17 protein-coding genes are annotated in these 22,050 nt (G+C 61.6%); 10 read left to right on the top strand and 7 right to left on the bottom strand.

Translation table 11 applies throughout. The annotated features are described in order from the left end of the window. Positions 1-73: 73 nt before the first annotated feature. The 4 genes from NW858_RS06580 to trpC form a co-directional block, all read right to left on the bottom strand. Complete coding sequence (locus NW858_RS06580) at positions 74-2,413, bottom strand: heavy metal translocating P-type ATPase (RefSeq protein WP_414520150.1); 2,340 nt, start codon at positions 2,411-2,413, stop codon at positions 74-76. Positions 2,414-2,540: 127 nt separating this feature from the next. Continuing rightward, positions 2,541-2,735 carry a heavy-metal-associated domain-containing protein gene (locus tag NW858_RS06575; RefSeq protein ID WP_414364881.1) on the bottom strand — a complete coding sequence of 65 codons (195 nt, stop codon included), beginning with the start codon at positions 2,733-2,735 and terminating at the stop codon, positions 2,541-2,543. 64 nt (positions 2,736-2,799) lie between these two features. Further along, positions 2,800-3,039: a DUF5340 domain-containing protein gene (locus NW858_RS06570; protein ID WP_414335099.1), complete on the bottom strand. Its 240-nt coding sequence runs from the start codon at positions 3,037-3,039 to the stop codon at positions 2,800-2,802. Positions 3,040-3,079: 40 nt separating this feature from the next. Beyond that, positions 3,080-3,979 (bottom strand): indole-3-glycerol phosphate synthase TrpC, encoded by a 900-nt coding sequence (trpC, locus tag NW858_RS06565; protein WP_414520153.1) that lies wholly within the window; start codon positions 3,977-3,979, stop codon positions 3,080-3,082. Between the two features lie 352 nt (positions 3,980-4,331). On the opposite strand from trpC, the gene hmpF reads away from it, so the two are divergent. The 4 genes from hmpF to fabD all read left to right on the top strand — a co-directional run bounded on the left by hmpF (position 4,332) and on the right by fabD (position 9,253). Next, a complete protein-coding gene (hmpF, locus tag NW858_RS06560; protein WP_414520149.1) occupies positions 4,332-6,065 on the top strand; it encodes a pilus motility taxis protein HmpF in 1,734 nt (577 codons plus the stop codon). Between the two features lie 209 nt (positions 6,066-6,274). Then, positions 6,275-7,366, top strand: coding sequence for a phosphate acyltransferase PlsX (gene plsX, locus NW858_RS06555; protein WP_414520148.1), 1,092 nt, complete (start codon positions 6,275-6,277; stop codon positions 7,364-7,366). Between the two features lie 5 nt (positions 7,367-7,371). After that, positions 7,372-8,379: a beta-ketoacyl-ACP synthase III gene (locus NW858_RS06550; RefSeq protein ID WP_414520147.1), complete on the top strand. Its 1,008-nt coding sequence runs from the start codon at positions 7,372-7,374 to the stop codon at positions 8,377-8,379. 4 nt (positions 8,380-8,383) lie between these two features. Beyond that, entirely contained in the window at positions 8,384-9,253 is an 870-nt protein-coding gene (gene fabD, locus NW858_RS06545) for an ACP S-malonyltransferase (RefSeq protein ID WP_414335103.1), read from the top strand. On the opposite strand, the gene NW858_RS06540 is transcribed toward fabD, so the two are convergent. Both NW858_RS06540 and gcvP read right to left on the bottom strand, forming a co-directional pair. After that, on the bottom strand, positions 9,231-10,844 hold the full coding sequence (locus NW858_RS06540) for a glycoside hydrolase family 3 protein (protein WP_414520146.1): 1,614 nt from the start codon (positions 10,842-10,844) through the stop codon (positions 9,231-9,233). The two genes, fabD and NW858_RS06540, sit on opposite strands and share 23 nt — an antisense overlap. Continuing rightward, on the bottom strand, positions 10,841-13,786 hold the full coding sequence (gcvP, locus tag NW858_RS06535) for an aminomethyl-transferring glycine dehydrogenase (protein WP_414520145.1): 2,946 nt from the start codon (positions 13,784-13,786) through the stop codon (positions 10,841-10,843). Before gcvP ends, NW858_RS06540 begins: the two co-directional genes overlap by 4 nt. Positions 13,787-14,000: 214 nt before the next feature. Here gcvP and psbU point away from each other — a divergent pair, with 214 nt between their 5' ends. The 4 genes from psbU to NW858_RS06515 all read left to right on the top strand — a co-directional run bounded on the left by psbU (position 14,001) and on the right by NW858_RS06515 (position 17,721). Next, positions 14,001-14,363, top strand: a complete 363-nt coding sequence (gene psbU / locus NW858_RS06530; protein ID WP_414336235.1) for a photosystem II complex extrinsic protein PsbU — start codon at positions 14,001-14,003, stop codon at positions 14,361-14,363. Between the two features lie 22 nt (positions 14,364-14,385). Beyond that, positions 14,386-16,062 carry a polysaccharide pyruvyl transferase CsaB gene (csaB, locus tag NW858_RS06525; RefSeq protein WP_414520144.1) on the top strand — a complete coding sequence of 559 codons (1,677 nt, stop codon included), beginning with the start codon at positions 14,386-14,388 and terminating at the stop codon, positions 16,060-16,062. Positions 16,063-16,232: 170 nt separating this feature from the next. Next, the gene (locus NW858_RS06520; protein ID WP_414520143.1) at positions 16,233-16,817 is read left to right on the top strand and encodes a type II CAAX prenyl endopeptidase Rce1 family protein; all 585 of its coding nucleotides are present in this window, start codon (positions 16,233-16,235) and stop codon (positions 16,815-16,817) included. A gap of 64 nt (positions 16,818-16,881) precedes the next feature. Next, entirely contained in the window at positions 16,882-17,721 is an 840-nt protein-coding gene (locus tag NW858_RS06515; protein WP_414520142.1) for an alpha/beta hydrolase, read from the top strand. Between the two features lie 77 nt (positions 17,722-17,798). Here the strand turns inward: NW858_RS06515 and NW858_RS06510 are convergent, their stop codons facing one another. Then, positions 17,799-18,854 (bottom strand): hypothetical protein, encoded by a 1,056-nt coding sequence (locus NW858_RS06510; RefSeq protein WP_414520141.1) that lies wholly within the window; start codon positions 18,852-18,854, stop codon positions 17,799-17,801. Positions 18,855-19,135: 281 nt separating this feature from the next. Here NW858_RS06510 and NW858_RS06505 point away from each other — a divergent pair, with 281 nt between their 5' ends. Together NW858_RS06505 and NW858_RS06500 are read left to right on the top strand one after the other, a co-directional pair. Further along, complete coding sequence (locus tag NW858_RS06505; protein ID WP_414332679.1) at positions 19,136-19,786, top strand: peroxiredoxin; 651 nt, start codon at positions 19,136-19,138, stop codon at positions 19,784-19,786. A gap of 242 nt (positions 19,787-20,028) precedes the next feature. Beyond that, positions 20,029-22,050 (top strand): hydantoinase/oxoprolinase family protein, encoded by a 2,022-nt coding sequence (locus NW858_RS06500; protein WP_414332677.1) that lies wholly within the window; start codon positions 20,029-20,031, stop codon positions 22,048-22,050.

Here is a 22,050-nt window from a genome sequence, read left to right as displayed (position 1 = left end):
GGCTGGGGGTGAGGGTGCCTAAGGGAGAGGGGATGGGGGTGGTCGCTCTAGCGGCGCGGAGCGGATGGGTGACTCAGGGAGAGGGGCAGGGGGTGAGGGCTGGGAGAGGGGTTGGGGGTGAGGGCCGAAAATGCCGCAGCCGCAGGGCATTAGCCACTACAGAAACAGAGCTCAAGGCCATGGCCGCCCCCGCCAGCATGGGGTTGAGCAACCAGCCGGTGAAGGGGTAGAGCGCCCCGGCGGCAATCGGGATCCCGAGGGTGTTGTAGATAAAGGCGAAGAAGAGATTTTGGCGGATGTTGGCAAGGGTGGCGCGGCTGAGTTGAATGGCGGTGACCACGCCCCGCAAATCGCCGGCTATCAGGGTAATGTCGCTGGCGGCTATGGCCACATCGGTGCCCGTCCCGATGGCGATCCCCACATCGGCTTCTGCCAGTGCCGGCGCATCGTTGATGCCATCTCCCACCATCGCTACCGGGTGTCGGGGCCGTCTGAGCTGGCGAATGTAGGCTGCCTTTTGCTCGGGACGGACTTGGGCGATCACCCGGCGAATGCCTGCCTGCTGAGCAATGGCCTGGGCGGTGGTGGGGTTATCCCCGGTTAGCAGAATCACCTCCAGGCCCATCTCCTGCAGCTGGCGCACCGCGGCGGGGGAGGTGGGTTTGATCGGGTCGGCAATGGCCAACAGCCCCACCAGACGATGGGATTGCGCCACGCCGATCACCGTTTTGCCCTGGCTTTCCCAGGTCTGAACCCGCTCCGACCAAGAGGGATCCCACGGGATCCCTATCGCCTGCAGCCAGCTCAGCCGACCGATGCGCACCTGCTGCCCCTCCACCCAGGCTTCTGCCCCCTCGCCCACTTTTGCCTGAAAGTGCTGGGCCGACGGGATTGAGATGCCTTCGGCTTTGGCTTTTTGCACCACCGCCTGGGCCAGCGGATGTTCCGAGTATTGTTCCACTGCTGCTGCCAGGCGCAACAGGGCTAGGGGAGAAGAGCCTGGCGTCCAGATATCGGTGACGCTGGGACGGCCCTCGGTGAGGGTGCCGGTTTTGTCCAAGACCACCGTGCGCAAGCGGTGGGCCAATTCCAGGCTATCGGCGCTTTTTACCAGGATCCCCAATTCCGCCCCCCGCCCCGTCGCCACCATGATCGAGGTGGGGGTGGCCAACCCCAGCGCACAAGGGCAGGCGATGATCAGCACCCCAATGGTGTTCACTAAGGCCAGCGTCGGATTGCCCGCCAGCCCCCACCAGAGGACAAAAGTTAGAATGGCTACCCCGATCACCGCCGGCACAAACCAGGAGGTCACCCGATCCGCCACTTGTTGAATGGGGGCCTTGGATCCCTGGGCCTCCTGCACCAGGCGCACGATCTGGGCCAGAAGCGTATCTTTGCCCACCCGCCGCGCTTCCATCACAAAGCTGCCCGTCTGGTTGAGGGTGGCCCCGATCACCTCATCTCCTGCCGACTTGCTCACCGGCAGGCTCTCGCCAGTTACCATCGACTCGTCCAGGCTGGAGGATCCCTCTAGAATGACCCCATCCACCGGCACCTTCTCACCGGGGCGCACCCGGATCCGATCCCCCACCTGCACCGCCGCAATCGGGATATCCTGCTCCACCCCGTCGCGGATGACCCTTGCCGTTTTCGGCTGCAACCCCATCAGCTTGCGAATGGCTTCGGAGGTTTGCCCTTTGGCCCGCTGCTCCATCCACTTGCCCACCAGCACCAGGGTGACGACCACCGCCGCCACTTCGTAATACACATCCGGGTGCAGGCCCTGGCGATGAAAGAAGTCGGGGAAAGTCGTCGCCAAAAGGGAGTAGAAAAAAGCAGCGCTCGTTCCCAAAGCTACCAAGGTATTCATGTCCGCCGAGCGCCGCTGCCAAGCCGCCCAGGCGCCACGATAAAAGTGCTGGCCCACCCAAAACTGCACCGGCGCCGTCAGCAGCAACTGCAACCACGGATCCTGCAGCCAGGGGGGCAGGCCGGGGATCTCCTGCCCCAACATCATCGGCAGGGATCCGATCAGCAGCACCGTGCTGAGGCCCACTCCTATCGCCACCTTCAGCTTCAATTCCCGTTCTGCCGCCCGTTGGGCGATCCGTTCTGTGTCGTCCGGATCCGACTGTTGCCAATCGTCTTCGACCAAGCGCGCCCGATACCCCGCCTGCTCCACCACCCGGATCAATGCTTGGGGATTCACCAGCCGGGGATCCCCGCGGACGATGGCCTGCTCGCTGGCAAAGTTGACCGTTTGGGCTGTAACGCCCCGCACGCGACTCAGGGCCTGTTCAATGCCGGCAGCGCAGGAGGCACAGCTCATACCCTGGATGGCCAAGCGCCAAGTGCCGCCAGCAGATGAAGCGGACAGGCCGGGGGCAGCGGAATGGGAACCAGAATCAGACATGGCTGTCCTCAGAGCAAAAATTTAGGTAGTAAAGAAAAAGCGACGCAAAAGCTCTCTTCCCCCCACAAGGGGAAAACCCCACCTCTGAACTCTGTCCTGCCGACGCCGCCGGGCAGGGGAAAAATCGCTAGGCCGGCGGATAGCCCACTTGGGCAAGCACCTGCCGCCAGTCGCTGTCGGCTCGCTCAGACGTAATCCGCACCTGCTTGGTCTTGGGATCCGCTTCCACGTGGGCCTGGGGATCCCGCTGCCGCACCGCCTGCGTGATGGTGTCCACACAAGCCGCGCAGGCCAGCTTCGGCACCGTCAAAACAACCTGCATTTTGGGAAACCTCGCCAACCCAATGCCACCTGCTTGATGCTAAACCTTCCAGTGGGCTGGAAGGTCAAGAGGGTGGCTGAGGTTCCTCTATGTTCCAGCGGTAATCCACCTGATAGCCCCGCTGTCGCCACTCCTCCTCCAGTTGCAACTGTTGGGTCAGGGCTTTGCGCAAAGAGTTGATCAGCTCTTGCGTGCGGGCTCGATTGCCAAAATCCTGTTCCTCCACAGTCGGAAACGTTTGCCGCTCCAGAACCCGCAGCAGAAATTCGTAGTGGACGTGAGCTGGCACAGGAATACGTTTCATCGATCTAGGCCATTCTTGGGATCCATTGACAATCCTGGGTTTACTGGGGTGACAACAGGGAGCGGACGGCTTGGCCGGGATCCGGCTGCGTTACCAGCGCTTCCCCCACCAGCACGGCGCGCACCCCCCAGCTCCGCAACTGCTGCAGATTGGCAGGAGAGTGAATGCCGGATTCGCTGACCACCGGCAGATCGCCCAGGCGATCCCGGTGGGCGGCCAAGAGATCCCGCGTCGTGTTCAAGTCCACCGCAAAGGTTCTGAGATCCCGATTGTTGATGCCGATCAACACCTGACCTTTGGCCTGGTGCAGTTGCGGCAAGCCCAAAACCCGCTGTAACTCTTGGCAAGTGTGCACCTCCAACAGAGCTGCCATGCCCAATTGCTGGATCAGCTTGAGAAAATAGCCCAAATCCGCATCCGAGAGAATGGCAGCAATCAACAGCACCGCATCCGCCCCCAGAGTACGCGCCCAGAGGATTTGGTAAGGGTAGAGGATGAACTCCTTGCACAGGATGGGGATCCCGACTGCCTGGCGGATCTGGCGCAGATACTCGCCGCTGCCCTGAAAAAACCGCTCATCCGTGAGCACCGACAGGCAACTGGCTCCCGCCGCCTCGTAGCTTTGGGCAATGGCCACCGGATCAAAGGGATCGCGGAGAACCCCACGGCTGGGGGAGGCTTTTTTTACCTCGGCAATCAGAGAAACCGGATGAGGAGATTGGGTGAGGGCCGCCACAAAATCCCGCACCGGCGGCGCTTGATCCAGTTGCTGCTGCAATTGCTTCAAGGGGAGCTGCTCCCGCTGGCGCTCCACCTCCTGCTCTTTGTGCCAGATGATCTCCTCTAAAATGTGGCGCGGTTTGGCTTCCGGCGCTGTTGTCTGGTACACCTGAGAGGCGACGACGACCGGCGGGGCAGGAGAACGCCGACGAACGGCCAGCGGCTCACCTTCTAGCTCCATACCACCCCTGAACAGAACTCTACACCTCACCCTAGACTACTCTAGTGCTCTGCGGTCGGTTTGAATAGCTACCCCGAATATCCCCAAACCGCCTCTGGCAAAGGTGTTTCTTTTACCCTATGGTTGAGTGTAGAGCTGAAGCGCTGCCCAGAGCGATGTGGAATCAAAATCAACAGTAAACGTAGTCGAGAAGCTTGACGCAGCCTCTTGCGCTCTGGGGAGTTTTGCTCCGGCAGTCGTTCCGTCCCTCTTTTTTGCCGATCGTGGGCAAAGGCTCGGCTGAGCAGAGTTGGGAAGATTGCTGTCCATGCTGTTTTGAAGGAGTTCAGGCGTGCTGTACCTAGCAGAGCTATCCAAGCCGATTGGGTTTGCTAAGTCATCTCTGCAATTGCTGGCCAAGCAGCAGCAGGACAACACCTGGGTGGCCGTAAACGAAGAATCCATTACCCTGGAAGGCCGCATTGCCCAAGAGGCCAGTCGCTTCAAGGATGGGGCCTTGGTACTGGCGGAAATCTCCGGCAACCGTCAGGTTGCCCGCATCAACGAAGCCGCCCGTCAACTGGTAACCTACCTGCAAAATTTCAGCCGTTTGCAGGACAAAGCCCGCAGCCAGGAAGAGGAGATCGAAGTTTGGAAACAGTCTCTCACTTTTCAGGCGCATGAGCTGACTCGCCGCGAGATGGAATTGGCAGCCCAAGAAGAGGAGGTGCGGCGGCTGTACGAGCAGTACAAGGGCGTGGAGGAAGAGCGCAAGCTCCTGGACAGCCTCAAAGAGGAACTGGCGACCCAGCAAGCCTACCTGGCCGAACAACAGCGCCTGATCGGGGAACAGCGAGAAGCCCTGAACCGGCAGCGGCAAGAGTTGCAAGCTCAGTTGCAAGAGGCCCGCTCCAGCCGTTTGGGGGAAGCAGAAGCAGCCCAGCTCCAGGCTTTGATGCGGCAGCTTCAGGAAAGCCTGCATCCGGCCGGGGATCCCTTGGCGCTTCTGCACAGCCTAAAAAGCCAGGTTCAGCAGCAGCAGGAGCACTTGAATCAAGAGATTGTCCAATTGGAGGCAGAACGTCAGCAGGCCCAAGCCCGGCAAGAGGAGCTGGATCGGGACCACCGCGCTTGGCAAGAACGCCGCACGGCTTGGTGGGGATCCCGACAATCCCTAGAACAAGGTCAAGCGGAATGGCAAGCGCGGCAGGGATCCCTGCGAGCCTATCAAGAGCACCTGCAGATGATCCTCCAGCAGTTGCAATCCCAAGAGAGCTTGTTCCAAAAAGCCTATCGTCTGGTGCAGGAGTACGACTTCATCGTCGATGGCAGCAGCAATGGCGGGCCAGGTGCCTCAGGGTCGGCGATCTCGGTGGAGGAGCTGGCGGCCTTGGTGAGCCAACTGCGTCGCGATTATGAGCAGCGGGCAGCCCAGGTTAGCCAGCAGCGGGCGGAGCTGGAGCAAAACCGGCAGACCCTGCGGGAGCTGCAAGAGCGGCTGGCCACCGCCTCTCCCGAGGAGCGGTTCGATATTGAAATGGATATTGACTACGCCCAGTCTGCCTGCAGCGCCCTGGAAGAGGCCCTGGCGCCCCAGGAGAAAAACCTGCAGCGGGAATACGAAGAGCTGGCCCGCCAGGAAGCCCGTCTCAGGCAGCTTCAGAATCAGGCTGCCGCCCCGGTTCAAGTGGATATCGGGCCGATCCTGGAGCAGATCGGCAGCCAGAAGCAGGATCTTCTTCAGGAAAAAAACCGTCTGCAAACCCTCGTTCACCAACTGGAATCCTCCCTGGCCTCTCAACAGGAGCAACTGGCCCGCCAAGAGCAGGAATTGCAGCAGCAGTGGCAACAACTGGAGCAGGAGGAGAGATCCCTGCGGGCGCGCACCCAGGCGATGGCCGAAACCTGGGGCCGCCTCAACCACCTGCAGGCCACCCTCTACCCCGAGCGAGATCGCTGGGCGGAGTTGGCAGGAGAGTTGGCGCAGTTGGAGGCGGAGCTGGGCCAACACCAGGCGAGAAACTCCGCGGCCCACGCCCACGTCCAACAGGTCCACTCTCTTTTGGCTGCCCTCACTCAGGCTTGAGAGGGTGGGGGGAGCCGGCTCCAACGGATCCCTTCTGTTTCGGCGCAGGATCTGCAGTCTTAACGAAGAGAACAAATCTGGTAAAATTCGGTAGCATCCTGCAGCCATTGAGGCTCCCAGCTTTTGGGCAGGGGAACTGCAGAGCTTGTTGCGCTTTGCTCCGGTTCTTGCTTGCGGTTGCCAAGGACATTCCAATGTGAGGTCGGCTCGTGCGAATTGCGGTTGATGCGATGGGGGGTGACTATGCTCCCGAGGAGATCGTCAAGGGTGCCTTGCTGGCCCATCGACAGCTTCGGGTCGGGATCGCACTGGTGGGTTGCCCGGATTCCCTGAAGCCCTTTCTGCCCCAGCCCTTGCCCGCCGGGATCACCCTTGTGCCCGCTGAGGACAAGGTGGGCATGGCAGAAGAGCCCTTGATGGTGCGCAAGAAGCCCAAAGCCTCCATCAACGTCTCGATGCAACAGGTGCGGGCCAACCAGGCGGATGCGGTGGTGGCCGCCGGCAACACCGGGGCAGCGATGGCTGCAGCTTACCTCAATTTGGGCCGACTGGGGGGAATCGACCGTCCCGCCATCGGCGCTCTTTTGCCCACTTTGAAGGGCAAGCCGGTGCTGCTTTTGGATGTGGGCGCCAACGTAGACTGCCGGCCCCGCTTTTTGGAACAGTTTGCCCGCATGGGATCCCTTTACTGCCAGTGTGTGTTGGGGATCGAGAAGCCGCGGGTGGGCCTGCTCAACATCGGCGAGGAGCCCAACAAAGGCAACGACTTGGCCCTGGCTACTCACCAGCGCTTGAGCCAGTTGCCAGGGATCCACTTTGCCGGCAATGCCGAGGGGCGGGACGTGCTGACCGGGGAGTTTGACGTGGTGGTGTGCGACGGCTTTGTCGGCAATGCCCTGCTCAAGTTTGCCGAAAGCGTCGGCCAGGTGATCACCCAGGTGCTGCGGGAGGAGCTGCCCCGCGGTTGGCGCGGCAAGCTGGGCTGCTGGCTGCTGCGGCCCAACCTTAAGCAGGTGAAGCGGCGCATGGACTATGTGGAATACGGCGGCGCTCTGCTGCTGGGAGTGAACGGCATCTGCGTCATTACCCACGGCAGCTCCAAGGCGCCGATGGTCTACCATGCCATTCGTTTGGCCAAAGAAGCGGCGGAGCAAAAAATCCTGCAGCGACTGCAAGCGGAAATGGCCGATCCTCGCGAGTCTCATCCCAGTTCCGAGCGGCGCGCCCGGCCTTTTCAGTCTGCCTCTGACTGCAGCTCAGAGGTGCTGCCTCTGCGACCTTTGGATCGGGTGGAAGGATAGCGTCCATGCCCAGCAATGGCCTCCCAACGGTGCGGCTGGTGGGGGTGGGGGCTGCCCTGCCGGAGCCTTGCCTGAGCAACGAAGACCTCAGCCAGATTGTGGAAACTTCCGATGAGTGGATCTGGCCCCGCACTGGTATCCGTCAACGCCGTATTCTCCCTCCCCACTTGAGTTTGGTGGACTTGGCGGCTCAGGCGGCAAGGGCCGCTCTGGATCAAGCCGGGATCCCGCCCCGAGAATTGGATTTGATCCTGCTGGCCACTTCCACCGCTGTCGATCGCTTCGGCTCGGCTCCACAGGTACAGGCGGCGCTGGGGGCAACGGGGGCGGTGGCTTTTGATCTGACGGCAGCCTGCACAGGGTTTGTGTTTGCCGTGGCCACAGCAGCGCAGTTTTTGCAAACCGGTCTGTACCGGCGGGCGCTGGTGGTGGCGGCGGATGTCCTCTCCCGCACGGTGGATTGGGCGGATCGCACCACCTGTGTCCTGTTTGGGGATGGGGCGGGGGCGGTGGTGCTGGAAGCGGGGGAAGCGGGAGCTGGCGGCATCCTCGGCATTGAGCTGCGCAGCGATGGCAGCGGCAGCGAGCTGCTCAGCTTGTCCATGGCCACCGAGGCCAGGCCCCTGGTGGGATCCCTGCAGGTGGGTCAATACCGCTGCTGCCCCATTGCCATGAATGGCCGCGAGGTGTACAAATTTGCCGTCCAGGTGGTGCCGGAGATTATCGAGAAAGTTCTCTTTCGGACCGGGATCCCGGCGGAGGCGGTTCAGGGGTACTTTATCCACCAGGCCAACCAGCGCATTCTCGATGCCGTGGCCAAGCGCCTGCAGTTGGATCCACAACGGGTGGCCAGCGTCCTGGAACAGTACGGCAACACCTCCGGCGCTTCGGTGCCGATTGCCTTGGCCACCTGGATCGCGCAGGGGCGCTTTGGCGCTGGCGATCTGGGGGTGATGGCGGGCTTTGGCGCCGGCCTCACTTGGGGAGCGATTGTCTTTCGTTGGGGGAAATGAATTGATGACCGTTGCCTGGATCTATCCCGGCCAGGGATCCCAAGCGGTGGGGATGGGAAAAGACTTACAAGATTGGCCAGGGGCGGCCCAGAAGTTGGCTTGGGCCCGCGAGATGCTGGGATGGGATCCCTTGGCGCTGTCGGAAGCGCAGATCCATCAAACTGTCTACACGCAGCCGGCTTTGTTTACGGTGTCGGCCCTGCTGACGGACTATCTCTATGCCCAGGGGCAGGCTCCCGCCTGCACAGCCGGCCACAGCTTGGGAGAATATAGCGCCCTCTACGCCGCCGGGGTATTTGATTTTGAGACTGGCCTGCGGCTGGTGGCGCTGCGGGGCCGATTGATGGAAGCCGCAGGGGATCCGCCGGGCAGCATGGCGGCGGTGATGGGGTTTGATCGCGACAAGCTGGAGCACCTGTGCCAGATGATCCCTGAAGTTACCCTGGCCAACGACAACAGCCCGGATCAGGTGGTGATCAGCGGCTCGGTCGAGGGGGTGCAGGCTGTTTGTGAGCAGTTGCAGGCCAAGCGCACCGTTCCTCTCAAAGTCAGCGGCGCCTTTCACTCGCCCTTGATGCAGGCGGCGGCGGCAACCTTTGCCCACACCTTGCGTGCGGTTGACTTTCAGGCTCCGCGAGTGCCGGTCTACAGCAACTGCACCGCCACCCCCAGCCGGGATCCCGCGGTTCTCAAGCAGGCGCTGCTGTCCCAGATGACCGCCCCTGTCCGCTGGCGAGAGACAGTGCTGCAGATGGCTGCCGACGGCATCCAAGAGGTGTGGGAAATCGGCCCCGGCAATGTCCTGACGGGCTTGGTGAAGCGAACAGTGCCCACCCTGGCGCGGCGCAACATCAGCAGCCTCGACCGCTGCTAAGGGATTCCACCGGCAAGCGACCCCGGGCCGGGATCCGCCCCAGCAACACCTGGAGCAGCGCCTGCAGCGAGACAGGGGTAGAGCCATAGCAGGCCAAATAAACCGGGATCTGGGGCAGGGCAAAGGCATCGTAGGGGGATCCCAAAGCCAACCCGATCACCTTTTCGGGAGGAAGGGATCCCAGCAACTCCCTCTGAAGTGGGTAACGAAATAGATCAAGGGAGCCCACCAGCACTTGGTCAGCTCTTGGCGCCCTTTGCAGGGTTGTTTGCCAATCCTCAGGGGTAGGCTCTGGGCTGATCTTGAGAATTTGAGCAGCAGGCCGGGCGTTTTGGAGAAGATCCCCCAGAAGAGGCACAGGAGTGATGAGCAGCGGGTCGGGGGCCAAAGGGGGTAGGGATCCCCGCAGGAGCGTGATGCTGTCTTGAGCGATTTGGCGGGCCAGCGCTTGGTGCTCTTCCAGGCCGGCAGGGGGGAAAGGGGGGCAGGGGGATCCCAGTCCGTAGCGCCGCTTCAAGTTCAAAATCCGCTCCACCGACCGATCCAATTGTTCAACTGACAAATGCCCAGCGCGAAACTGTTGCAGCAGATGGGCGTAGGCTTCTTTTTGGATGGCCGGGCTAAAGCCGGGATCAGCCCCAAATAGGAGCACATCGGCCCCTGCCCGGAAGGCCAGTTCTGCCGCTTTGGGAATGCCATAGCTGCGGGCAACGGCCCCCATGGTCAGGGAATCCGTCAGAACAAGCCCCTTGAACCCCAGCTTCTGCCGCAACCAACCCGACACCACCTCAGGGGCCAGCGTTGCCGGCCGCAAAGACTGCGTCCTGCTGTCGCGTTCGCGGAAGCGTCGCGTAGCGCTAGCGGATCCCAGGGCCGGCATCACCACATGCGCCGTCATCATCGCCTCTGTGCCTGCCCGGATCAAAGCCTGGAACGGGCGCAGCTCCGTGGCCTGTAGCGCCTCCAGAGGGCGATCCACCCGCGGCAACCCCAGGTGGGAATCGAGGTCGGTGTCCCCATGGCCGGGAAAATGTTTGGGCGTGCAGAGGATCCCGGCTTGCCGGTAGCCACGCCACAGGGCCAGGCCATAGTCCGCTACCTGTTTCGGATCCGACCCAAAGGCGCGGATGCCGATAATGGGGTTGTGGGGGTTGCTGTTCACATCCACAACGGGGGCGAAGTTGAGGTTAAACCCCAAACTTTTCAGCTCCGTTCCCACCGCACGGGCCATCGCTTCCGCCTTCGCCAGGGATCCCGCCGCTGCCACCGCCATGGCGCTGGGAAACACGGTTACCCCCTCGGTGAGGCGCACCACCGGCCCCCCCTCTTGATCAATGCCTATCCACAAGGGGATACGGGCTTGTGCTTGAGCTGCGGCAATGAGTTGGGCTACCTGGGGCAACGTTTGAATGTTTCCGGCAATCGAATAGAAGATCAGACCGCCCACGTGGCAGTTCCGGATCATCTCCTCGAGGGCAGGGGAAAACTCGGCTCCCTCAAAATAAACCAGGAACAGTTGCCCAACTTTTTCCTCAAGGCTCCAAGCCCTGGGATCCACTTCGGCGGCAGGAAAAGAGATCGGGCGTGTCAAAGCAGATATCCTTCGACGTCACTGCTAAAGGATCGGGTTTCCAGCCAGGGCTGACAACTGCACACCAGGTGGCGATCCCCGTAGGCGTTGTCGATGCGGCTGACGCTGGGCCAGAACTTACGGTCTTTGACCCACGGGAGGGGGTAGGCGGCTAGGGATCGAGGGTAGGGGCGATCCCAGTGATCGGTGACCACTACCTCGGCGGTGTGGGGGGCAAGTTTAAGGGGGTTGCGCACGGGATCCATCTCGCCCCGCTCAATGGCAGCAATCTCCTGGCGAATGGCAATCATTGCCTCGCAGAAGCGATCCAGCTCTTCTAGGGATTCGCTCTCGGTGGGCTCCACCATCATTGTCCCCGGCACTGGCCAGGAGATGGTGGGGGCGTGGAAGCCGTAGTCCATCAGCCGCTTGGCCACATCCTCAACCTCAATGCCGGCGCTTTTCTTGAGGGGGCGCAGGTCCAGGATGCACTCGTGGGCCACCCATCCCCCCGGCCCTTTGTAGAGCACCGGGTAGTAGGGATCCAGCCGCTTGGCGATGTAATTGGCGTTGAGGAGGGCCACTTGGGTGGCCAGGGTGAGGCCAGCGGATCCCATGAGGCGGATGTAGGCCCAGGAGATGGGCAGGATGCTGGCGCTGCCCCAGGGGGCAGCACTGACCGGGCCGTTGCAACCAGGCAAAAACGGGTGGCCGGGCAAATGCGGCAGGAGATGACGGGCAACGGCAATAGGCCCCACCCCCGGCCCGCCCCCGCCGTGGGGGATGCAGAAGGTCTTGTGCAGGTTGAGATGGCAGACATCGGCTCCCAGCTCCGCAGGACGGCAGAGGCCCACTTGGGCGTTGAGGTTGGCCCCATCCATGTACACCTGCCCCCCGGCCTCGTGGATTATCTGGCAAATCTCGCGGATCCCTTCCTCAAACACCCCATGGGTGGAGGGGTAAGTAATCATCAGGGCGGCCAGCCGTTCCCGGTGCTGCTCCACCTTGGCCCGCAGGTCTTCGAGGTCGATGTTGCCGGCCCTGTCGCAGGCCACGCTCACCACCTGCATCCCGGCCATGACAGCGCTGGCGGGGTTGGTGCCATGGGCGGAGGTGGGGATCAGGCACACCTGGCGCTGGCTTTCCCCGCGGGCCTGGTGGTAGCGACGAATGGCCAGCAAGCCGGCATATTCCCCCTGGGATCCGGCGTTGGGCTGGAGGGAGACGCCGGCAAAGCCCGTGATCTCTGCCAGCATTCGCTCCAACTGGGCAAAGAGGGTTTGATAGCCGCGAGCTTGTTCCAGAGGCGCAAAAGGATGGAGCTGGGCAAACTCCGGCCAGGTTATGGGCAGCATCTCGGCTGTGGCGTTTAGCTTCATGGTGCAGGAGCCCAAGGGGATCATGGAGTGGACAAGGGAGAGATCCCGGCTCTGCAGGCGGTGGATATAGCGCAGCAGCTCCGTTTCCGAGTGGTAGCGGTTAAACACCGGATGGGTGAGGTAGGGGGTGGTGCGCAAGAGCTGAGGCGGCAGGCTTTGGTGGGGATCCGAACTCAGGCCTTCGGGATCCCAGGCTGGCTCCTTGGAGCCAGCGAAGATTTCCCAGAGATCGCGCAGATCTTGAGAGGTTGTGGCCTCGTCCACGCTGATCCCTAGAGTTGTCTCGTCGATCCGCCGCAGGTTGATGCGCCGCTGGGCGGCCCGCTCTTGGATCTGGCCGACCTGTTCGGGGGACTCTGCCTTCACCCAAAAGGTGTCGAAGAAATACTCTGGCCCCACCCTGTAGCCCAGATCCCGGATCCCGGCGGCCAGGTGATGGGCCTGGCGATGGATGCGTTCGGCAATTTGCCGCAGGCCGCGCGGGCCGTGATAGACGGCATACATGGAGGCCACCACCGCCAAGAGCACCTGGGCGGTGCAGATGTTGCTGGTGGCCTTGTCGCGGCGGATGTGCTGCTCCCGCGTTTGTAGGGCTAGGCGCAGGGCCGGCCTGCCCTGGGCATCTTGGGAGATCCCTACCAGCCGCCCCGGCAGCAGCCGTTTGTGGGCCTCGCGGGTGGCAAAGTAGGCAGCGTGGGGGCCGCCGTAGCCCAGGGGCACCCCAAAGCGCTGGGTGGATCCCACCACAATGTCTGCCCCCCACTCCCCTGGCGGTTGCAAGAGAGTCAGGCTGAGCAAGTCAGCAGCTACGGCCACCACCATCCCTCTTTGGTGGGCCTGCTCCGCCAGCTTGCGGTAATCCTGGATCTCTCCATAGGTGTTGGGATACTGCAAGAGCACACCAAAGCCGTTCCCAAGCTCAAACTGGGAAGGATCCGCCACACGCACCTGGATCCCCAAGGGCTCTGCCCGCGTCTGCACGACGGCAATGGTCTGGGGATGGCAGCCGCGATCCACCCAGAAGACCTGGGATCCCTTGCCTGCCAGGGCGTAGGCCAGGCTCATAGCCTCAGCGGCAGCAGTGGCTTCGTCCAGCAGGGAGGCATTGGCGATCTCCATGCCTGTTAGATCGATCACCATCGTCTGGAAATTGAGCAGGGCCTCTAGCCGCCCCTGGGCGATCTCCGCCTGGTAGGGGGTGTACTGGGTGTACCAGCCGGGGTTCTCCAGAATGTTGCGCTGGATCACCGGCGGCGTCAGGCAGTTGGAATAGCCCATGCCCAAAAAGGAGCGCCACACCTGGTTCTGGGCCGCCATTGCCCTCAGTTCTGCCAATACTTGCTGCTCACTGCTGGGGGATCCCAGGTGCAGGGGTCGGCTGCTGCGAATCGCCACCGGCACCGCCTTATCCACTAATTCCCGTAGAGAGCTCAGCCCCAAGGCCTGCAACATCTGACGGATTTGCTGGGCGTCTGGCCCGATGTGCCGCCAGACGAAGAGTTCTCTCTGCTCTAGCAGCTCTAGCTCTGGATCGGCGGCAGAGAGAGAGGGGCTGAGGGGATGGAGGATGGTGGAGTCGGACATGGGGCAAAACAAAAGCGATGAGCAGTTGGTCAGCCGCCAAAAGGCTATTCCCCGATCATAGTTGTTAAAAATTATTTCTGACGGGATCCAAATCTGAATCTGGGTCTCGATTCGGGGTAGCGGGGATGAGACACTGAATGGTCGGAGAATGTTAGCGACCTATCCCCTGAGCGTTGTCATGACTGCTTTCAACCTTGTCTGCAAAGGTGGTGCTATGCGTCGGCTGTTGTCTGCTTTGGTGTCTATCCTGTTGATGCTCTGTCTGTGCTTGGCCCCCTTGGGGATCCCGGCCGTGGCGGCAGAGCTTCCGCCAGTGAAACACCTCGACACTCCCATCGACGTGAACAACACCATCCTGCGCAACTACCGCCAGTTGCCCGGCTTCTATCCCACCCTGGCCCGTATTCTGGTGAAAAATGCTCCCTACAACAGCCTGGAGGACATGTTGCAGATCCCAGAATTGACGGAGCAGCAGAAGGCCTTGATCAAGGCGAACGCGGAGAACTTCGTGTTTGGGGAGTACCAAGAGGGGGCCAACCAACTGGAAAACCGCATCAACCAAGGCTACTACGGCTGATCCCGGCCAGCCAAGGGATCCCATGGCCTACGACAACGTCTGCAAGTACCTGGTAGAGTGGTTTCCCGACTCCTTTGCCCGCTGGCTACTGGGATCCCCGGTTCCCTTGGCCCAAATCCAGCCAACAGAGCTCTCCAGCGAGCCCATCAGAGCCGATTCCCTCATCCTCTTGAGGACCCAAAATCTGATCCTGCACCTCGAGTTCCAAACCGATCCGGATCCCGAGATCCCCTTTCGCATGGCAGACTACTGCCTGCGCCTGTATCGCCGCTATCCTGCCCAGGAGGTGCGGCAGGTTGTCGTCTACCTGAGAAAAACCCAGTCGGAACGGGTGTACCAAACTTCTTTCCAACGGGGATCCCTATCCCATCGCTTTGAGGTCTTGCGCCTGTGGGAACAGGATCCAGAAGTTTTATCCCAATACCCTGGCCTTTTGCCCCTGGCGGTACTGGCAGAGCCGGACGATCCAGAGCCCCGTCTGCGGCAGGTGGCCAGAGCAATCGCCGAGATGGAGGATACCAAGCTGCGGCAAGAGTTGAAGGCGGCCACTGCTGTTTTGGCAGGATTAAACTTGCCATCTAGCGATCCCAGGCCAGCTTCTTTCAGCCAAGTGGGCTCGATGAAGCAGCCCCAGGTTTTGATATGTGGCTACCACGGCTACGGCAATGCCGGCGACGAGGCCCTGTTGCTGGCTTTGCTGCAGCAGCTCCGGCAGTTGCCCAACCCCGTACAGCCGGTGGTGCTTTCTCCCCGCCCTGCGGAAACGGCTGCCACCTATGGGGTGATGGCCTGCCCGCGCTTCGATGGATGGGCTTTGCGGCGCTATCTGAGGCAGTCTCAAGCTTTTATCTGGGGTGGGGGCAGCCTGCTGCAGGATCGCACCAGTTGGCGCAGCCCGCTCTACTATCTGGGGTTGATGCTCTGGGCCCAGCGGCGGGGGCTGAAAACCTTGGCTTGGGCCCAGGGGATCGGCCCCTTGCAGCGGGGCTGGATCCGCGAGCTGGCCCGCCGGTCTCTAGCAGGTTGTACGGCCATCAGTGTGCGTGATGGGGTGGCCTCCCACTACCTTGAGGAGTGGGGGATCCCCCACCAGGTGGCCCCGGATCCGGTTTGGGGCCTGCCCGCCGAAACCCTGCCGGAGTGGGAAAGATGGCCTCAGCCCCGCATTGCCGTGGTCTTGCGGCAGCATCCCCAGCTCACTCCAGCGCGACTTGAGACTTTGGCGGAAGGCTTGAGGCGCCTCCAGGTCTCGACGGGGGCCTATCTCCTTTTGCTGCCCTTCCAACTGGCTCCTCCCAGATCCCCCGACCTGGGGCCAGACTACTGCTTAGCGCAACAGCTGCAACAGCGCCTGCCCGGCCACAGCCGGGTTTTGGAGATTCGGGATCCCTGTCTTTTAAAGGGGGTCTTTCGGGGGGTGAAATTGGCAATCGTTATGCGCTACCACGGCTTGGTGATGGCGGCGGCTGAGGGTTGCGCCTGCTTTGGCCTCAGCTACGATCCCAAAGTAAAAACGCTGCTCGGGGAATTGGGCATGCCCGGCTGGGATCTCGAGGCGATCCCAGAAGATCCTGAAGCCTTGTGCCAGGCTTGGCTGGCCTGCTATGCCGACGGGCCAGCCCTCAGCCCTGACCAAGTGGCTGTTTGGGTGGAGCGATCGGCCCAGCACGCCCAGTTGCTGAGGCAGCACTTGCCTTAAAGGAGAGGGGGGATCCCAAGCTCCTACCCCCTTGACCGAGACAAGGGCGGCGCAAACCCCGCTCTCTAGGGCTGGGGAGAGCATCAACTGAGAGTGTTCCCCGCTGCCAGTGTGGATTCGGGCAGCCGTTCTTGTCGGGATTCGCTCTACGCTGGGAATAGGCTCCTCCCATGAGTGCCAAGATGCAGCCCTGTACCCGCCAACAGATCCTGATCGGGATGGGCCTAACCAGCCTGATCCTGGCGCTTATTGCCGGTCTCTGGATCTGGCTGGGATCCCTCCGCGTGCCCTTCCGTTGGGATCCGCTGGCCATCGCCTGGGGAGCGGCGCTGGGGCTGGGGGTGGCGCTGCTCAGCGGCGGGGCCTACTGGCTTTGGCCAGCCTATCGCCGGGCGGCTTCCGCCTACTTGCACCTGGTGGCGGATCCCTTGCAATGGGGAGACGTCTTCTGGGTGGGGGTGCTGCCGGCCTGGAGCGAGGAATGGCTGTTTCGCGGCGTGCTGATGGGATCCCTAGTGGCCAGCCCCTTGGGGTGGACAGGCGGGATCCTCCTGAGCGGCCTCTTGTTTGGGGTTTTGCACTGGCTAGAGTGGCAGGGTTGGCCCTATGCCGTCTGGGCCAGCGCCGTGGGCATCCTCCTGGGGCTGGGCGTGTGGCTATCGGGAAACCTGTTGGTAACCATCGTCGCCCATACTTTGGTTAACTGGATTGGGGTTTGCCTCTGGAAATGTTCTGCCCTGCCAGCCGAATCCTGAAGTGCTCGACGTCGCCGCCCCCCTCTCCCTCTGGGAGAGGGGTTGGGGGTGAGGGGAAGGAGCAATGGGCAAGCCTTTGATTTTTGCATCCTTTCTGGGACTGCGGCTGGGGCCATCCTTGCTGCTCATCGGCCTAGGGGTATACGGCTACCTGCTCTGGCTGGGCCGATTTCAATCAGAGCAGCTGATCTTTTTGCCCCGCCCCGCCAGCTACCAGGATGGGGACGCCATTCTCAAGCTCACCACCGCCGATGGCCTGCAGATTTCGGCAGTCTACCTGCCCAATCCCGCAGCCACCTATACCCTCCTCTACAGCCACGGCAACGCCGAGGACTTGGGGGATATCCTGCCGCGCCTGAGGAAGCTGCAGCAGGGGGGGTTTGCCGTCTTGGCCTACGACTACCGCGGCTACGGCACCAGCGAAGGGATCCCTTCCGAGGCCGGCGCCTACAAAGACATTGAAGCGGCCTACGCTTACCTACGAGATCAGGGGATCCCGCCGGGGCGGATTTTGCTTTACGGACGCTCGGTGGGAGGTGGGCCCTCAGTTTACTTGGCAGCCCAAAAGCCGGTGGGTGGCTTGATCCTGGAATCCACCTTTGTAACCGCTTTTCGCGTCTTGACCCGCATCCCCCTGCTGCCTTTTGATCGCTTCGACAACCTCAGCCGCATTGCCCAGATCAATTGTCCGCTGCTGATTTTGCACGGCACTCAGGATCGCTTGATCCCCTTCTGGCATGCCGAAGCCCTTTACCAAGCAGCACGGGATCCCAAGCGTTTGGTGCCCATCGAGGGAGCCGATCACAACAACTTGCTCCAGGTGGCCGGGGAGCGCTACCTGCCCATCCTGCACCAATTTGTGGCCGAGCTGGTGGATCCCAACCCTTTCCTGGACAATCCGTAGATCCCAGCGGATTGGAATAGCGATAGCCTAACAGCCTGTCCTGCTGCAAAGACAGAAGTGCACAAGCGTGAGGATTTTCAAGTGACTTCTTGACCCATCAGTTCTTGCAACAGGTTCTGCGCCGTTCCCATATAGCGCAGCACATCGGGATGATGGCTCCAGAGCAGGTCGCTTTCGGGGAAAACCTCCAGCGAGAACATGCCCTGCACGGCTCGCAGATAAGGCAGCAGGACAGTGTAGCTGGCCGGGGTGAGCTGAAAGCGCAGCGCCTCGCCCAAAAGCTCCAGCATCTGCCGCACCAGTTTCCACTCCACCTTCAAAGGGGGGTACAGCATCACACAAAGGGGAAACAGCTCCTGCTGCACAGCCATCACACTGCCTTCCAGGGCACAGAGGCCCAGGTACACCTGGAACATCTCCGCATCGCGGATGCTGGAGATCCGCACTTCCAGATCCGTCAAGAGGCCGCTTTCACAGTGATAGTTCGGAAAACGCTGCGCCACCTCAGCACAGATAGACTCTGCCACACCGGTAATCAGGGGCAAGAGCTCTTGCACGGCAGCCAGGGGGGCGGAAAAGGTATCGCCTGCATGGGCGGCGGCATTCTCATACATTCTTTGTAGGGGCATGTACAGGTGGTCGTCCATGACCTTCAAGTAAGGTTGGAAGAGGCCGCGCTCCTGAGGTGACAAGGCTTGCGAGACCATTTGCCCCGTGTAGTGGAATTGCATACTTAAAAAGCCCAGCACCCGCGGATCCCGTTCACTGTAGCGGGCCCGCAGCCGTCCACAGAACGGCGCGATCTTTACCGAAAAGCGGGCCGGGGAGAGGCCCTCCCCCCAACTTTCCGCTGCCTTTTCAAATAACTCGCGGGAATCCTCGGCAATTTGCCAGGGATCGATCAAGTCCGGATCCAGCCGCTGCCTCGGGATTTCAGCAGCCAAGAGCCGCTCCGTTTTTGCCCAGGCCTGGGAGCTGGCAAAGCGCAGGGATCCCTTCACTTTGTCGGCTAATTGGGTACCTGGCAGCTCGCCCAAGGCCGCCTGCGCCCGCAACTTGTCTACATATTTTTGGGCCCACAGGGTGGCCAGGCTGTAAGGTGTAGCTGCTTCTAGGCTTTCCATCGATCCCATGACCTCAGCAGAGGAGCTAGATTCTGTTGCCTACAATACCCCTAGCATGCCGCCGTTGCAGCCTGTAAGGAAACTACAGAATGTTAAGACTGCCCACAACAATTGTTCACATTAGGAAAGGGCTTCTCACCTTGCGGGCAAGTTGGCGATGATCTTAAAATCACCTAAAATCCGCTCGGAAAAGTGGAGTTTTTGTGGCAAAATAGACAGCAGACGGATCGATGCAAGGATCCGGATCCTGACCTCACCGGACTGAACCCTTTACTGAGGAGAAAGAGCGTATGTCTCTCCGACTTGGCGATACGGCTCCCAATTTTACGCAAAAGTCCACCCACGGCGAAATCGACTTCTATTCCTGGGCCGGGGATAGCTGGGTAGTGTTGTTCTCCCACCCTGCCGACTACACGCCGGTCTGCACCACCGAGCTGGGTACTGTTGCCAAGCTGATGCCCGAATTTGAAAAGCGAGGGGTGAAGGTGCTGGCCCTCAGTGTGGACGATGTGGACTCCCACGTTGGCTGGGTGAAAGACATTGAAGAAACCCAGAACGCTACCTTGACCTACCCGATTTTGGCGGACGTTGACCGCAAGGTCTCGCAGCTCTACGGCATGTTGGATCAAACCAACCTCAACCAGGAAGGGCTGCCCTTGACGGTGCGCTCGGTATTCGTTATCGATCCCAACAAGAAGATACGCCTCATCCTCACCTATCCGGCCAGCACGGGCCGCAACTTCGACGAGCTTTTGCGGGCCATCGATGCTCTACAGTTGACGGATAAGTACAGCGTCGTCACCCCTGCCGACTGGAAAGACGGCGACGATGTCATTATCCCGCCTTCGCTGAAAGATCCGGAAGTGCTCAAAGAAAAGTTCCCGAAAGGCTACAAGGAAATTAAGCCCTACCTGCGGGTCACCCCTCAGCCCAACAAGTAAAAGTCTCGGCAATCCAACCGATTGGTGATCGGCTCGATTGGGATCCCCTCTTGGGGATCTTTTTTTGGCGGGAAACCCCGCACCCTATCCTCAGGATGGCTGTCGGGATCAGAGCCAGGGCGCTGGGGGAATGCCCTATGGGAAGATACGATAAGGGTGACAGTTCCGGCAAGCCCCGCTTCAAGGTACCAAATCACTAGGCGTGAGTCGGGAGTATGTCACATCCGACCAATCTGGATCAGATGACAGCAAGCCGAGGCTGGGCTCGCTTGGGGATCGATGTGGGCGGCACCTTTACCGATCTGGTGCTCTTGCAGGATGGCCAGATTCAGACGGCGAAGGTGCTCTCTACACCTAGCCCTGAGGAGGGGGTCTTGGCAGCGCTGGACAAGCTGGGTGCGCTCAAAGGGGGGCTCTGGGTTGACTTGTTCTGCCATGGCATGACGGTGGCCACCAACGCGCTGCTGGAGCGCAAGGGATCCCCCACCCTGTTTCTGACCACGGCGGGTTTTCGCGATGTGCTGGCCATTGGCCGTCAAAACCGCCCCTCTCTGTATGACTTGACGCAGCCCAAGCCGGAGCCGGTGGTACCCCGCCACTGTTGCCTGGAGGTGAAGGAGCGTTGCAGCGTGGACGGGGTGTTGGAGCCGCTGACCGAGGAGGAGATCCGCCGCGTGATCCAGGCGGTGGGCGAGCGGGTGCGGCAGGACGGGATCCGCGCCGTGGGGGTGGGGTTTTTGTTTTCCTTTCTCTACCCAGAGCATGAGCAGCGGCTGGGAGCCGCTTTGAAAGAGGCTTTCCCTGACTTGCACGTTTCCTTGTCTTGCGAGGTAGCGCCGGAGTTTCGGGAATACGAGCGCTTCAGCACCACCGCCCTCGATGCCTACCTCAGCCCGGCGCTGGCGGGCTACCTGCACCGCTTGGATTCAGGATGTCGAGAGAGAGGGATCCCCCAACCCTTGATCATGCAGTCTTCCGGCGGGGTGACCTCGATTGCCCAGGCGGCGGCCCACGCTTCGGTGGCTTTGCTCTCGGGGCCGGCAGGTGGGGTTTACGGGGCGGCCTATCTGGGTCGCCTGAGCGGCTACCTCCACTTGCTCAGCTTCGATATGGGGGGAACCAGCACCGATGTAGCCCTCATCCAAGATGGGATCCCTCAGGTCAGCCCGTCAGCGGTGGTGTGCGGCCTGCCGGTGCAGCAGCCCCAAATCGATATCCACACCGTCAGCGCCGGCGGCGGATCCCTGGCCTCTTTGTTGCCGGGCGGTGGGCTGCAGGTGGGGCCGGAGAGTGCCGGCTCCAACCCCGGGCCGGCCGGCTACGGCCGAGGGGGAACGGCTCCCACGGTGACCGATGCCAACCTCTGGCTGGGGTACTTGCCGGACGGCGGTCGGTTGGGCGACTCCGTCCAGTTGCGGCGGGAGCTGGCGGAACAAGCCATAGCCACGCTGGCGGATCCCTTGGGCTTGAGCTTGCAGGAAACTGCCGTTGGCATTCGCACCCTGGCCAACGCTGCCATGTCACGGGCCTTGCGGGTGATCAGCGTGGAGCGGGGCTGGGATCCTGCCGATTTTGCCCTGCTGGCCTTTGGTGGAGCTGGGCCCATGCATGCCTGTGCTCTGGCGGAAGAGCTGGGCATCCGCAAGATCTTGATCCCGGCTGCCTGTGGCGTGCTCTCGGCACTGGGCATGGCTTTGGCCGATCTGCGGCGGGACTACCGGCGGGCCATCCTACAACCCTTGCAGCGGCTGGCGTCGGATTCAGGGGGATCCCTGCTAGCCCAGTGGGCAGAACCCCTGATCCGCCAGGCCCAAGCCGACTTACAAGAGCCGGCGCTGCACTTTAGCTTGGACTTGCGCTATCGCGGCCAGTCTTTCGAGCTGGAGATCCCGGTGCACCTGTCAGAGCCGATTGCTCGCCTGGAACAACAGTTTCACCAGGCCCACCGGCAGCGCTATGGCTGGCAGGATTCGGCCCAGCCGGTGGAGGCGATCCAGTTGCGTCTGCGGGCGGTGCAGGCTCTGCCCACCGTGCCTCTGACTGCACCTTGCCCTTTGCCAGGGGATCCCCTCAAGGGGCGGCGAGAGGCCTGGATGGGCGGCCAGATGCGGTCAGTGCCGGTCTACGATCGGCAGCGCATGGGTGTGGGGTTTCAACTACGCGGGCCGGCGATCGTCGAGATGCCGGAGGCAACTGCGGTAATCGACGCCGGTTGGACGGCTGCCATTGACGCCGTGGGAACCTTGGTCTTGAGCTGCGGATGA

This window comes from Synechococcus sp. H55.10 (assembly GCF_047502715.1).
GTDB lineage: Bacteria > Cyanobacteriota > Cyanobacteriia > Thermostichales > Thermostichaceae > Thermostichus.
This window is presented reverse-complemented; position numbering and strand designations above follow the sequence as displayed.